This is a genomic window from Erwinia oleae (genome assembly GCF_000770305.1).
GTDB lineage: Bacteria > Pseudomonadota > Gammaproteobacteria > Enterobacterales > Enterobacteriaceae > Erwinia > Erwinia oleae.
Genome location: NZ_JNVB01000042.1, coordinates 29,970 through 44,347, shown reverse-complemented (window position 1 = coordinate 44,347; position 14,378 = coordinate 29,970). Strand labels below are relative to the sequence as shown.

The 14,378-nt window shown below is 54.3% G+C and carries 12 protein-coding genes; all 12 read right to left on the bottom strand.

What is annotated here, in order from left to right; translation table 11 throughout:
* Window positions 1–2,983 (bottom strand): DUF6531 domain-containing protein (locus tag GS12_RS14350; protein WP_034948224.1); only part of this gene is annotated, 2,983 nt, incomplete at its 3' end.
* A gap of 3 nt (window positions 2,984–2,986) precedes the next feature.
* On the bottom strand, window positions 2,987–3,430 hold the full coding sequence (locus GS12_RS14345; RefSeq protein ID WP_034948223.1) for a DcrB-related protein: 444 nt from the start codon (window positions 3,428–3,430) through the stop codon (window positions 2,987–2,989).
* Between the two features lie 206 nt (window positions 3,431–3,636).
* Window positions 3,637–4,020 carry a hypothetical protein gene (locus GS12_RS14340; protein WP_034948220.1) on the bottom strand — a complete coding sequence of 128 codons (384 nt, stop codon included), beginning with the start codon at window positions 4,018–4,020 and terminating at the stop codon, window positions 3,637–3,639.
* Between the two features lie 152 nt (window positions 4,021–4,172).
* Complete coding sequence (locus GS12_RS14335; RefSeq protein ID WP_034948219.1) at window positions 4,173–4,949, bottom strand: amidohydrolase family protein; 777 nt, start codon at window positions 4,947–4,949, stop codon at window positions 4,173–4,175.
* Between the two features lie 197 nt (window positions 4,950–5,146).
* Entirely contained in the window at window positions 5,147–5,665 is a 519-nt protein-coding gene (locus GS12_RS23030; RefSeq protein ID WP_052118471.1) for a hypothetical protein, read from the bottom strand.
* Window positions 5,640–8,177 carry a type VI secretion system Vgr family protein gene (locus GS12_RS14325; protein ID WP_034948217.1) on the bottom strand — a complete coding sequence of 846 codons (2,538 nt, stop codon included), beginning with the start codon at window positions 8,175–8,177 and terminating at the stop codon, window positions 5,640–5,642. The genes GS12_RS23030 and GS12_RS14325 overlap by 26 nt, the downstream gene beginning before the upstream one ends.
* 33 nt (window positions 8,178–8,210) lie before the next feature.
* Window positions 8,211–9,644, bottom strand: coding sequence for a serine/threonine protein kinase (locus GS12_RS14320; RefSeq protein WP_034948215.1), 1,434 nt, complete (start codon window positions 9,642–9,644; stop codon window positions 8,211–8,213).
* A gap of 28 nt (window positions 9,645–9,672) precedes the next feature.
* Window positions 9,673–12,285 carry a type VI secretion system ATPase TssH gene (gene tssH / locus GS12_RS14315; RefSeq protein WP_034948213.1) on the bottom strand — a complete coding sequence of 871 codons (2,613 nt, stop codon included), beginning with the start codon at window positions 12,283–12,285 and terminating at the stop codon, window positions 9,673–9,675.
* Between the two features lie 479 nt (window positions 12,286–12,764).
* On the bottom strand, window positions 12,765–13,100 hold the full coding sequence (locus tag GS12_RS14310; protein ID WP_034948211.1) for a hypothetical protein: 336 nt from the start codon (window positions 13,098–13,100) through the stop codon (window positions 12,765–12,767).
* Entirely contained in the window at window positions 13,100–13,255 is a 156-nt protein-coding gene (locus tag GS12_RS24960) for a hypothetical protein (RefSeq protein WP_235421185.1), read from the bottom strand. The genes GS12_RS14310 and GS12_RS24960 overlap by 1 nt, the downstream gene beginning before the upstream one ends.
* The gene (locus GS12_RS14305) at window positions 13,256–13,591 is read right to left on the bottom strand and encodes a hypothetical protein (protein WP_052118469.1); all 336 of its coding nucleotides are present in this window, start codon (window positions 13,589–13,591) and stop codon (window positions 13,256–13,258) included. It lies immediately after the preceding gene.
* The gene (locus tag GS12_RS14300) at window positions 13,581–14,345 is read right to left on the bottom strand and encodes a DUF4225 domain-containing protein (RefSeq protein ID WP_034948210.1); all 765 of its coding nucleotides are present in this window, start codon (window positions 14,343–14,345) and stop codon (window positions 13,581–13,583) included. The genes GS12_RS14305 and GS12_RS14300 overlap by 11 nt, the downstream gene beginning before the upstream one ends.
* Window positions 14,346–14,378: the final 33 nt, after the last annotated feature.

The following is a 14,378-nucleotide window of genomic DNA, read 5'->3' as shown; positions in this document are numbered from 1 at the left end:
CGCCCTGCGTGCGCCCAATTTCCCGGTGCAGGCTGTCGCGCGTGAACTCCGTCACCGTCAGGCCGTCCAGCGCAATGCCCAGCAGATGCCCGCTGCCGTAGTACAGCTGGCGCAGCGTCCGCCCGTCCGGCAGCGTGGTGCCCGTGCGGTTACCCAGGGCGTCACGACGGTACGCCACCGTGCCCCGGTCGCCCGTCTCCTGAATCAGCTGCCCCTGTTCGTCGTACTGAAACGTCACCACCTGCGCCGCCGCGTCCGTCACCTCGCCGGCCGCCGCCGGGTGGAACGCTGCCCGCAGCAGCTGCCCCGTCGCCGACCAGGCAAAGCGCGTCTCTCCGTCCGGCGTGCCTTTGCCGGTCACCAGGCTGCGCGCGTCGTAGCGAAAGACGTGGCTGAAGGCCGCAGGCGTGTCGGCGGCAAAGGTCCGGCGGACCACGCGCCCGACGGCGTCATACGCGTAGCGGGTCAGCCCACCGTCCAGGCCGCGCTCTTCCAGCAGCAGCGCGTCCGCGCCCCAGGTGAAGCCGTAGCGCTCGCCGTTTTCATTTATCAGGCCGGTTAACCGGCTGCGGCTGTCATATTCCCGCCGCACCTCGTCGCCCTGCGGATTACGCGTGACCACCAGCCGGCCCGCCGCATCATAACGGAACCGGCTTTCCCGCCCGTCCGCGCCACGGTGCGCCGCAGGCTGGCCCCGCTCGTTCCAGTGCAGCGACTCTTCCCAGCCCTCCGCACGCTCAAGCCTCACCGGCCGCCCGGCCGCATCGCAGGTGTGGCGCGTCGTTTCGCCGTCCGCCGCCACCTCTTCCGCCAGCCAGCCCAGCGGATGATACGCATAGCGGGTGGTGAAGCCGGAGCAGTCCGTGGCCGCCACCACCTGGCCCGCGCGGTTATAGTCGTAGCGGCTGACGCCCCCGGCCGCATCGGTGCGGCTGATGACCTGGCCGTGCTCATCACGCGCCAGCGCCTCCACGCACCCGCCCGCTGAAAACACCTGCGCCAGACCGTAGCGTTCGTCATAGATAAAGCGGGTGGCGGCCCCACCGGCGTCGGTAATGCACACGGGCAGCGCCCGCGTTTCCAGCCACTGCGTGGTGCGCACGTGACCGGCGGCATCCCGCTCTTCCACCCGGTTGCCGGCGTCATCGTAGCGAAACGACACCGCGTTGCCGGACGGATCGACCGCCCGCGTGAGCTGCTGGTTCTCGTCCCAGTCGTACAGCCAGCTGCCGCCGCGCTCATCCACATAGCGGGTGACCAGCGCCTGCGCATTCCAGACGTGCTGATGCTGACGGCCATCGGCGTGCGTCACCGTGGTCTGCCCCGCCGCCAGGTCGTAATGCAGGGTACAGCTGTCGCCCGCGCTGTCGCGGGCGGCCACCACCCGCCACGCATCAAAATACTGCCAGCGATATTCGCAGAGCATGCCGCCGGGCAGGCGGTGCGCGGTCATCAGCGCCTGCTCGTTATAGCTGAATTCGCGTGTGACGATCCCGGCCGCGTCGGTGACCTGCGCAAGCTGGCCCGAGTCGGCATAGGAATAGGTCATTAACGGCCAGGTGGTGGTGCCGTCGTAATGGCTGAGGGCGGTGACGCGTTGTGGAAAGTGCGGATCGGCATAGTCAATCTGCACGTCAATGGCGCCCGGCGCGTCATGAATTCGGACGAGGCGCCCCTGTTCGTCATAGCCCGTCTCCAGCATGTTGCCGTACTCATCGCTGAGCGAAGCCAGTCGCAGCTGCTGCGGGTTCGCGCGCAGGGGACGGTAAAGGCGCCAGACGCTGCCGTCATCATCCGCTATCGCCAGTTCGCCACCCGGACCACGACGGAAAATGAGCCCGTCGGCGGGACTGTAAAGCGGTTCGTTTTCGGCGGGCATGCTGAAGCGAAGTTCACGGCCGGACTCGTCGAACCACAGACAGTCACTGCCGGTCACTTCCAGGCGGGTATCAAAAACGGTGGTCCAGCCGGTGCCAAACAGGCCTTCTGTCGTTGAGCGACTGTTATAGTTGCGTTGCCAGGCCAGCGGGAAACGACCGGGCAGCGTAAAATCGAGATCGTTCTCATCATTAAGCACCTTGACGCCGGTGGCGGCGTGAACAGGATGGGATGATGAAAACAGGGCGTTGACCAGCATATCGGCCGCCATACCGCCAATCGCGCCTGAGACCACGCAGGGCAGGTTGCGCATGACCTGGCCGGGACGGCCGCGCAGTAAAGGTAAAACCATCATGGCCAGCGCCAGTCCGGGCGTTTTACCGCTTTTTATTTCGCGCACCACCACGCTTTCACCGCCGATAATCACGTCCGGCGAGACGTTATCGGCCACGGTGGCTTCACAGGTGGTACGGTCGCCCGCCCTGATGGCCGGCTGACCGTTTATCAGCACCGATGACGATCCCTCTGCCATAAACTGCGGGCCGGAATGTTTTTCACAGGCGGCGGTATCCTGCTGGCAGGTTTCGGTATTCTCTGCCGGGCCCGCGACAGACGGCTGCCAGAAAGCGTTGGCGATCTGCTCCAGACTGTTTAACAGTTTACGGCCGTAGTCCAGAAAGCTCAGCGGAGACTGCTCCTCCGGCGTGTCGGTTCCGGCCGGAAGCTGTTTACCGGCGGCGCGGGCCGCCATTTTTTGATTGGTCAGGACGTTGCCCGATCCGCTGGAAATTTTTCCGCTGACGGAAGGCGGAAACAGAAAATCGCCGACGCCGCTGGCGAAATGGGAAATATCGTCGGTAATGCCCGCCACATTTGCCAGCACGCCGCCAATGATGCCGCTGAGTACGCAGCTCGATCCTATCGCCGTCAACCCTGCCGCCGCGACTCCTGCACCGGCCAGCGGTGCCACCGCCGTGGCCGCCACGCCCACCGCCGCGCCAATGGCCGCATAGGCGGCGCCCTCGACGATGATACTGGTGATATCTGCAAAAATACTGGAGTGGATGAGATCGTCATCCTTTCGTGCTGCCGGTTTATTACTCATTACTCAGGCATCCTGTCCCGGATTATGAAGCATTAAGGTGTTTTTCAGTTGTTCCCAACGTACCGCATCCTCATCGGTAAAAGGGCGCAGCGCGGAAAACGTGAAGACCATCAGTGTCGGTTTTCCTTCCGCCTGTACGGCAAGCTGATGTTGATACAGCGTCTGACCGTTACGCTCGAAATGGCTGCTTACCTGTACGCCGCGAATTTGCTGGCGCTCGCCCACGTTGACGCGGACAAAGTCAGACTGTTGCAGGCCCGTCATCTGCGTGCGCAGCGTATCCCACTGGCGATGAAACTCCTGCTCGAAATCGGTGCCGTCCGGAATCGGGCCACGGCTGACCACGATCGTAATGCCATGCGCATCATCCCGCAGCACGTTCATGCTGTTGTCCAGCCAACTGCTGTTATGCAGCGAAAAAGATCCTTCATTAAGATGATATTGCATAGGTATTACCTGATTAGTGATATATGAGAAATTTCGATAGGTATAATTGATGAATTATTCAGCTTACTTATTTTTATTATTTGAAAAGAAATTGGCTCTTTCCATTGTCATTTTAAGATAACAGCTGCCTCCCAAAACCGGTCCCAGCGTACCCTTTCCTTATAAAAAACCTCCTTTAGAAAATCAGTTTATTAAAAAAACTTAAACTAATGCAGAGGGTGAAAAACCCCATCTTTCGAATCTTTATCCGTCAGCAAAGAATAGTCTTTACGACTTACTTTAAAGCTGAATAAATTAAATGAGATATTGTAATCACCTTTACAGATAGTGTCTGTATTGATCTCACGCACTCTGACAATGAAATAGTGAATATCAGAAATATCGTCAAAATCATAAGCAATACAATGATCGTTTAGCGTGGAGAGATTATATTTCTTAACCGCCTGATAAACGGCCATTACAGCGCGATCCTCATGATTTTCATGCTGCCTGACAGTTTTAACTTGTTGATACGCTTTACTTTGACAGACAGGACTTAAAAGAAACACAATAACAAAACACAGACAAAACACATTTAATTTCCCGGACATAATAAAATCATCACTTTCCCGGAGAGGGATCAATCTGTTATCAAAATAGTTACCCGGAGCATGTTAAATTTACCATCCGGCATTAATAACAAGAGCCGTTGCACTTTCAAGTGCGTAACTCGCTGAGTCAGCAGTTTATTGAGTATTAGATTCTACTTATTACCATAAGACCAGCTACCTTTTTCATCGAGCAGAACTATGCCCTTTTTATCAATAACCATCAAAGAGGACAGGTGAGTATCCAGTAGATAAACCGTACCATTGTTAACAAACCGATAAGAGTTTACAGGGCAAATATCTTTTTCACAGCGAGATCTTATTGCTTTACCTTTTAGCATCAATGTTGCGCCATCGGAACGCCGCTTCCCCTCATATAATACACTATTGCAACCAGAATCTTCTTCAGAGCAGATTAAGGTGAGGTTAATAGTGAATTTCTGACTATCGAAATGGCGAACTAACGGTTCCTCACTTATCTGATTTGAAGTATATTTTTTCTCATCAAATGAAACATTGCTGAATCGCTCCGCCCAATCTTTTATATATGAATTAACTGCTCTGCCAGATTTAACGTTAGTGCGATATTCAATCTTTCCATTCTCAGGAATCAACCAGGCCACGTATATTCCCCCGTTGGGTTCAACAACCATGGCTGAAGCATTTTCCATTCGTAGATCTTGCATCCAACCTTCGGTAAAAAAACCACCTGATGGCGTTAACTTTGGCTCACCATAAATCTCGAAATTATTGATAAAATCACTATAACACCCACCCAGTAATATTTTCATCTTCCTGTTTAACTCTTTATCTTTAAATATTAACTCCGGATTATCGGGTAAAGAAAACTGACGCACCTCGCCCACAGAGGACGCATTAAAGCTCAGAAGAAAATATAATATCAAGATTGTAATTTTTGCCAAACCCTTCATATTACATTCCCATTGTTTGACAAATTAAAAACTCATAATTTTTCATATCGCTTAACCAGACCTTTTCAATAAACATCCATCAGTTTGATGTGGTGCCATCAGGTGCTTACGATGGAGGACTAAATTATATATTATATACCAGAAAGCAGCCGTATAATATTACACCTGAATAAGCGAAAGTGTTATTTAAACCTGAATCAGATTGAATCGAAGATCACTCTTTTAAGACAATCGGGATTTCTCTCGGCAAAACTGAAGGTAAGCGTCATGCCATTAGCATCAGGTACAGTTGTGTAACTGGTTGTTTCATCCAGTGACCTACCACCAGGTGTACCTGTCAGGCTTAAATCAGGATATTTTTCTTTTACATCCGATTTAGAAATGCACTTACCTGACACCTCGAAAGATAAGAAAGCAGGTTGGACGTTTTTCCCTTTACTGACCCTGAGATCCACGTTATTAATGGCGATCTGGTCTTTTAACATCAGTGCCTGTCCAGTAAAATAAACTGTATTATTTGTTTCTCGTTGTAATTTAAAAGAAAGGCCAGCAGAGTCAATTATTTTACTTTGAGATTGCTGCAAGGTTATTTGCACAGTTTTAATAAATTCCCAAATATTTTCATTTTTCATTTCCATCCCCCAGGTTGTATTAATGTTTATTAAAAACAGAACCAGAAAAACGAATATTTTATTTGTTCGGGTAAGTTTTATCATACCAACCTCCATAATATTTTTCGTAACTGTCACCAGTAGTCGATGTAACTTCCCCTTTCCCGAAGATCCGACCAATTTGCTCTTCAGCCGTTTTTCTTCCTATTGATTTACTCACCATTTTATCGTAAATCATATTGTAGCTATCCTTATTTGCGGAGTTTCCTGCAATACCGATATCATTACCACCATTCTTTAATATTTCTCTTTGCACTTCAATATTCTTTAAAGTGGCGGCACCCTCATCGCTCAATGCACTATTGAGATATGCCTCTTTCGACGTTAAGTCTGTTTCAGGCGTATAGAGCGCATGTCCGATCTCATGTGATAAAGCCTGCACAGCCCGTTCAGGTTGTGTAAGCTCATTACTATCGATATTGACAGACTTATTACTTCTGTCAGCAAAAGTGCCTTTCCCTGCCGGACCTTCCCTAATCACCCATCTCCTTTTATCCAGTGTATCCAGATCCCTGCTCAAAGTTGGTGATTTACTCACCAAACTATCAACTTGTTTGCCAAATGGCGTAAGTTTGGGAGGATTTGCTAATGTCTGCTCCGCTTGTGAAGAGCCTGTAGCAGGCAACATCCTTTCATTCTTTTTTGCCGGAAACAGCGCCTCCAGTGCGCTGACAATATCTTTTTTATGTCCTGCCCCCGGCGCGACGTTCGCCGCGGCCGTGCCGTCGTTCAGGTTCAGCTTACCGTCTCTGGTATTGATGTAGCCGTGCCCCTCCACAAATATATTAAAACCTTTCCCGGTCATGTTTATCTGCCCGGCCGCCGTCAGCTCAATGGCGCTTTCACCACACACCAGCCGCAGCGTGGTGCCCGATGCCAGCACGTACTCATCAACCGCGGCATCGCTTTTTCTACTGCCGGTCAGCACCGTTTCATTCGCCTTCACCCCCTGAATGCGACCGCCCGCCACCCGGTGCGCTTCATTTTCACCCACGTAATGCGTGTGGTTCTTTCCCACCGACCGGCTGGCGTCCGCCTTCACGTTCACCTCCATGTCTTTCTGCGCCTGCACCCACAGCTGCTCCTCGCCCGCTTTGTCCTCAAAGCGCAGCGCGTTGGCGCTCTCCGCCGAACCGTCCTTCGAGCGGCTGAGAAAACCCATCTGCGTCGCCGCCGCCGGCAGCGCCCACGGCGGCATGCTCGCCTCGTTATAGACGCGGCCGGTCACTATCGGCCGGTCCGGGTCGCCGTTGATGAAGTCCACCACCACCTCATCGCCCACGCGCGGTATCTGCACCCCGCCGAACCCCTGGCCCGCCCACGCGCTGGACACCCGTACCCAGCACGAGCTGGTGTCGTCGCCTTTCGCTTCACGGTCCCAGTGGAATTTCACCTTAATGCGGCCGTATTTGTCGGTCCAGATGGACTCGCCCGCCGGGCCTGTCACCTTCGCCGTCTGCGGGCCGTGCGTGCGCGGCCACGGCTTGTCATACACCGGCCGGAAGGTCACCGCCGCCGGTATCACCGTGATGTCGGTGTGATGCGTGCTGTCGCCGCCGCCGCTGGCGTAGCTGTTCTCCTCAAACGCGTAGGTCGCCGACAGGATAAGGTAGTCGCCGTTGTCGGCCGGGTGCGGCGCCTTCGTCAGCGTGAAGGTGTGCCCGGGCGCCAGGCCCGACGCGGTGCCGCCGGCGCTGATGCGGCGGTGCTCTGCCTGCCACGCCTGCTGGCGGATGCGCGCGTAGGCCTCGCCGTGGTCGTGGTCGACGAAGTGCCCCGGCCAGTCATAGACGTCAATCTGCCCCGGCGAGGGCGACGCCGGGTTCTGCCGCGCATGCAGCAGCCACGCGTTCGGCTTGCGGAAGTCGTAGTCGTCGGTGCTGTAAAGCCCCGGCGTCACGCGCTCCGTGGCGAACCAGCCGGTGAGACCTTCCTCCGACGTGCTGCCGCCGGAGGCCGTGAGGTGGTACGGGATGCTTTCATAACCGGGGAAGGGTTTATGCTGCTCAGCGCTGTCCGCCAGCACCAGCGTGTGGCTGTCTGCCGCATGGCGGAAGTACCAGTAAATGCCTTCCAGCGCCATCAGGCGGCTGATGAAGTCAACGCTGTTTTCCTGGTACTGCACGCAGTATTCCCAGACGCGGTAGCGCCCGCTCAGCTGGTCCTCCACCGTCACCCCGTAGCCGCCCAGCACCGTTTTCACCATCTGCGGCACCGTCTGTCCCTGAAAAATGCGCTGGTTTTTATCGCGGGTCAGCGGCCACAGGTCGGACTCCACGATGAGGGTGTAAACGGCGTAGCGCGTGTCGTTCAGCGCCTGGCTGCCGACCGAGACGGCGGTGATTTTTCCGTTGAAATAACGTGGCGCGGTGACCAGGCCCGGCAGGGGAACGGTGACGGTGACCGGTTTGCCGAGGAGCGTCCGGCCGTCAACGCGGGCGTCCTCGCCCAGCAGTTGCAGCGTGAAACTGAAAGCGGTGGAGAGGGCCTCGCTGCCGCCGAATTTCCAGAAGCGCAGGCCCTCCACCGGCAGCTGCGCGGTAATGCGATCAAACATAATAAACTCCCTGTAGGGGTGGGCGGAAAAAGGTTAACTTTGCGGGTCGAGCAGCCAGACGCCTTCACGATCGACGTTGATGCTTTGATCGCGCGTTTTACCACTGTTGCTGATGCTGAAGCGGTAGTTGCCTGGCGGTAGCTGCAACAGCGCGAAGCCGTTCGGTGACGGCACCAGCGCCTGCGGATCGCCATTCATGGCGACTTTGTCGCCCGGCAGCAGCTTGATGTAAACCTGTGCAATCGGCTCCGGCGGCGGCGGCGGGCTGACCGGTTTTTCTACTGGTTTGGTGGTTTCAACCGGCACGGCAACGCTCGCCGTTTCAGAGGGCACCACAGGCGCGGCCGCATCGGCGCGGACAGTCGCGGTCGGCGGCGGCGGGTTGCTGTCGCCGCCGGCAATCATCGCGCCGACGCCAATGCCGACCAGCACGCCAGCAGCAATCAGTCCGGGTACGATAAAACGCTTCAGCGTCGCGCTTTTCGGCGGCACCTCTGGCTCTGCCTCAACCGGCACCAACATGGTGCCTGGCCCGCTGATTTTCACCTCGTGTATCTCATTGATATCGGTTGGCGATAGTTCCATCAGCGCGGCCAGATCGTCCACGGTTTGCGGACGATCTTCCGGCTGTAGCGCCAGCGCACGATCGATTGCGTTCAGCAACGACAGCGAATACCCCGCCGGCCGCAGCGTCATCAGCGGCTGATAGCTGTCTTCAATGCTGCGCACCACGCTGACCGGCGGCGGCGCACCCACCACCAGCGTATGCAGCACCGCGCCCAGTGCATAAATATCAGTCCAGGTGCCCTGCTCGCTTTCGTTGTCGTCGCTGTACTGCTCAATAGGCGCAAAGCCAGGCTTGAGCATGGTTTCCGTTTCGTCAGAAAGGTTGCCAATCGCCTTGCGCGCGGAGCCAAAATCCAGCAGCACCGGCACGCCGTTCTCCTGAATCTGGATATTGTCCAGCGAGATATCGCGATGCAGATAGCCTTCCTGATGGATGGTGTTAATGGCCCCGAACAGCGGCGGCAGCAGCGTGCGTATCCACGCATCGCTCACCATTTCGGGCCGTTTACTGTGCAGTTGAGAAAGTGTGGTGCCGGTATAAAAAGCGGTGCCCATATAGGCGGTATCGTTCTGCACCCAGAAGCGCAGCACATGCAGCAGATTGGGGTGATTAAAGCGGGCCAGCAGCCGCGCTTCCTGAATAAAGCTGTTCAAACCGGCAAGAAAGGTTTTGCTGAAGCGATCGCTGCGCAGCACCAGCGTTAAATCGTCATTACGCACCGCCAGCGAGGCAGGCATGAACTCTTTAATGGCGATGGTACGTTCAAGTTGGTGATCCCAGGCGCGATAGACAATGCCAAAGCCGCCGCCGCCAATCACTTCCTTGATTTCAAACTCGTTAAAGCGGTAGCCCACCGGTAAGGCCTTCGGGACTGCGTGCGGATTATCGTGTTCTGACATAATGGACAACTCTCTGAGTGTTAAGGGCTTACGCCTCAAACTGGCAGGTAAATTCGCCCTGTTCCAGGGTTACGCGCAGGCGGCGATAGCGTTCATCGCGCGCGCTGGCGGAAAGCAATATCTGGCTCATCTGCGGCAGAAGGGTATTAGTGAGAATCGCATCGACCATGCGTCCGCCGGACTCGACTTCGGTACAGCGCTGCACAATTTGCGCAATCACGCTCTCATCCACCTCGGAAACAATGCCGTGATTCTGCTCCAGGCGGCGTTGAATGCGCTTAAGCTGAAGGCGAACAATACTGGCCAGCATCTCATCGCTCAGCGGATAGTAAGGCACCACCAGCAGGCGGCCCAGCAGCGCAGGCGGGAAAACCTCCAGCAGCGGCGCACGCAGCGCGCCACTCAGCGCGTCCGGTTCCGGCATCAGCTCAGGATCGGCGCACATTGCGCTGATCAACTGCGTGCCAACGTTGGAGGTCAGGATAATAATGGTGTTGCGAAAGTCGATATGACGCCCTTCGCCATCTTCCATCCAGCCTTTATCGAAGACCTGAAAGAAGATCTCATGCACGTCCGGGTGCGCCTTTTCGATCTCATCAAGCAGCACCACGCTGTAAGGACGACGGCGCACGGCTTCGGTCAGCACGCCACCTTCGCCATACCCCACGTAACCCGGCGGTGCGCCCTTCAGCGTTGAAACGGTGTGCGCCTCCTGGAACTCGCTCATATTGATGGTGATGATGTTCTGCTCGCCGCCATAGAGCGTTTCAGCCAGCGCCAGCGCGGTTTCGGTTTTACCGACGCCGGACGGGCCGCACAGCATAAAGACGCCGACCGGTTTGTTGGGATCGTCAAGCCGCGCGCGGGAGGTGCGCACACGTTTGGCGATCAGATCCAACCCGTGACGTTGGCCTATTACCCGCTCATTAAGCGTATCGGCGAGGTTCAGTACGGCGTCGATCTCATTTTTCACCATGCGGCCCAGCGGAATGCCGGTCCAGTCGGAGACCACCGCGGCCACCACGTTGGCGTCAACGGCGGCAAACAGCAATGGCGCATCGCCCTGAAGCACCTGGAGCTGCTGCTGCCGGTCGGCCAGCGCCAGATGAAGGGCGTCAACGTCTGCCGCCTCCTCATCATGGAGCTGCGCACGCAGGGCAATAATGCCCCCGACCAGTTCCCGCTCCTGCTGCCAGCGTGTGGTCAGTGCGTCGCGCTGCACAGCCAGATCGGCCAGTTGCGCATCCAGCGCATCAATGCGCTCGGCATCGCCAATGGCGACTTTGGTCTCCCGCGCGGCAATCTCTTTTTCGATCTCCAGCGCGTGGATCCTGTGCAGGCAGTCCTCAAGCTGCGGCGGCTGCGCGCTCTGGCTGACGGCGACGCGCGCGCACGCGGTATCAAGCAGCGCCACCGCCTTATCAGGCAACTGGCGAGCAGGAATATAGCGGTGGGACAGCGTGACCGCCGCCGACACCGCCTCATCCAGCAGCAGCACGCGGTGATGTTTTTCCAGTGGCGAGACGGTGCTGCGCAGCATCAGCAGCGCTTTCTGCTCGTCCGGCTCATGCACCTGCACGGTCTGAAAACGGCGCGTCAGGGCCGGATCTTTTTCAATGTATTTTTTGTATTCCGCCCAGGTGGTGGCGCCGATGGTGCGCAACTGGCCGCGCGCCAGCGCAGGCTTAAGCAGGTTGGCCGCATCGCCGGTGCCCTGCTGGCCTCCCGCGCCAACCAGCGTATGGATCTCATCAATAAAGAGAACGATCGGCGTCGGGCTGCTTTGCACCTCGTTGATCAGCGCCTGAAGCCGCGCCTCAAATTCGCCTTTCATGCCTGCGCCCGCCTGCAACATGCCGATATCCAGCAGCCATAGCTGCACCGCCTGAAGCGGCGCGGGCACGTCGCCCGCCGCGATGCGCAGCGCCAGCCCTTCGACGACGGCCGTTTTCCCCACGCCCGCCTCGCCGGTCAGCAGCGGATTGTTCTGGCGACGACGCATCAGGATGTCGACCATTTGTCGGATCTCTTCATCACGACCGGCAACCGGATCGATTTTTCCTTCCCGCGCCCGCGCGGTGAGATCCTGCGCATACTGCGCCAGCGTGCCTTTCTGCTGCGGCGCGGCGGCGGGATCCTGTGGCGCAGCGGCCATCTGCTGCGTCTCTTTGCTGCCTTCGAACACGCTGTCGAACTGCTCAAGCAGCGTGTCGGCGCTGACGCGGGCAAACTGCGGTGAGATGCTTTTCAGCAGGTTTGCCAGGTTGAAGGTTTTGAGCAGGCCGATAATCAGATGTCCGCCGCGGATCTGCTGTACGCCAAATTTCAGCGAACCGTACACCCAGGCGCGTTCTACGGCGCTGTCGATGTGCTCCGAGAGATCTGACACCGCGCTGGCGCCGCGCGGCAGGCGATCCAGCGCGGCGACAATATCCCGCGTCAGCGCCTCTTCATCCAGTGAAAAATAACGGATCAGCTGTTGCAGATCGCCCTCCTGCTGCTGCATCAGCTGATGCAGCCAGTGCACCAGCTCCACATAGGGGTTACCGCGCAGTTTGCAAAAGGCGGTGGCGCTTTCCAGCGAAGTGAATAACAGCGTGTCCAGTTTGCCGAACAGTACGGCGCGGCTGATTTCAGACATAATGATTCTCAGTGGTTAATTTACTGATTAAGCGGAATTGCTGTGAAGTAGATTTTAAAGTCTCACTGCTGTATTAATATTTACGTCTTATCTGTTCGCCACTCTGGCGTATAAAAAAGATAAAGAATAAAGAAAAAAAGCGCTGAATATCTGACGTAAGTGTCGTCCCATATCGGATAGCCGAAGTAACGATAGACGTCGTCAATGCCATCTTGTTATATGATTAACTGAATGGTGGCCAAAAGCATAACGACACAATAAGAACGGAATTGATAATACTTTGATTGAAGGCTTATTTTAAGCTTAACCAATGTCATTATCATCATGATTAAAATTGAGATAAGAAAATGACCAAAAAAAACACAATGAGCTTTGCGAGAGAGTAACCACGCTGCGAAATTCCGTTTCCATCGAGATTCGATCCTTATCGCCTCTGCTCCAGTTGCTGGCCAGCATACTATATATTGGCATTCCCTTACTCACTGTTTTCTTGCATCAAAATCCTTCTTCATTCTGATGGGAAGAAAATAAAAATAGACTATGCAAAAAAGTAATGCAGCTAACCTGATATATAAATCGCGAGCAGGATACAGTGAGAGCAATTCATAGATATCACTCATACCAAATCTGAATATCAGGTATTGAGAAAACGCCAAAGACGGAATGGTAATAAAAACTGAAACCTTTACAGATGAGGAAGAAAAATATTTTTTCCTTTTCAATACCCAAAAGCACCAGGCGAAAATTGCAGACACTGCCATGTAGATCACGCCCAGCCACGCATTTTGCTGATAGAGAGTAACATCATCATACATCACTCATCTCCTTTACTCAGCTGATGAATTCCGTAAAGGTTAACGCCGCTACCAAATGCCTCCAGTGCCAGTAGAATTTTACCCATTGTTCTCCAGTTGCGAATAAAATCTTTGTTAGAATTTTCAGATAACTCTTGGTTATAGCTTCTAAACAATCATGGGTGTTTCCTTTTTTTTCTGCTGATTATCATTTTCCAGTCAGGCGTTAAAAACGCATACAGTACAAAAAACAAAGCAGCAAAAAGCCTTAATAAACCATCATCCCATACTTTAAAGTTAAAATAGTGATAAACTGAATCTATACCCCATAAAGCCACATAATATTGCCCTGAACTCAAGAAAATTATTATCACTATTTTAAAAAAATATTCAATTTTAGATATTTTTTTTAGACACCATAAAAATAGCCCCACTGCAATGAAAAATGAAATAGCTCCATATATCGCCATCACCTTCCATGAATCATCTGTAATAGTAACTTCACTGTACATCGTCTTTGCCCTTCTTTAGCTGGTAGACACTATAAAAAGAGTTTGTGTTGGAGGCAAATTCAAAAGTAAGAGGGATAACGCCCATTTCCCGCCACCCCTGTATAAAATCGCTATTAATTGTTCTAAAAAGACGAAAACTATTTTTCACTGGTACTTTTCTAAGCATGCTATAACTTGATAATGCTATATCAATAGCATTATAAGCGTATTCTGCATGCTCCCCACTGTATCCCAGCACCCGCGCGACTTTCCGGTAGCTTTCCCGCGTATAGCCGCTTACCTCTTTTCTGAACAGCAGGTAATAGCCATTCTCATAGAAGTTATTCAGACCATGCGCTATCAACGGGCTGCCAAAGGCGGCGCAGGCCGCGCCCATAGAAGCCATGCAGACGCCAAAACCGGCAAATATCTGACTGCCGCCGCCAACAAATCCGACCTGTTTAAGCACAAGGTTTGCCTTACCGTTTTCGCTCTTCTTCTCTACCGCCGCAAAGTGATTCACGTGTCGGGTAATCATCTGAAATTCCTGCTGCCGCAGGCTGACTATTTCCTCTTGCAGAGTTTTAACTGCGCCCTGCTGTGACATACAGTGGATATCCACTTCATGCTTTACCCAGGCAATTAACTGGTTTATTTCGTCAAAGAATTGCCGTCGGGCTTCGTGGCCGTTGATATAGTGAAAACCCAGCGCGTTGCTGACCGTTTCTAACGCCTGAACGGATTTTTTAAGTTCGCTATTTGTCGTCCTGAACATACTATTTTCCTTATAGTAATACGTCCTGAATGC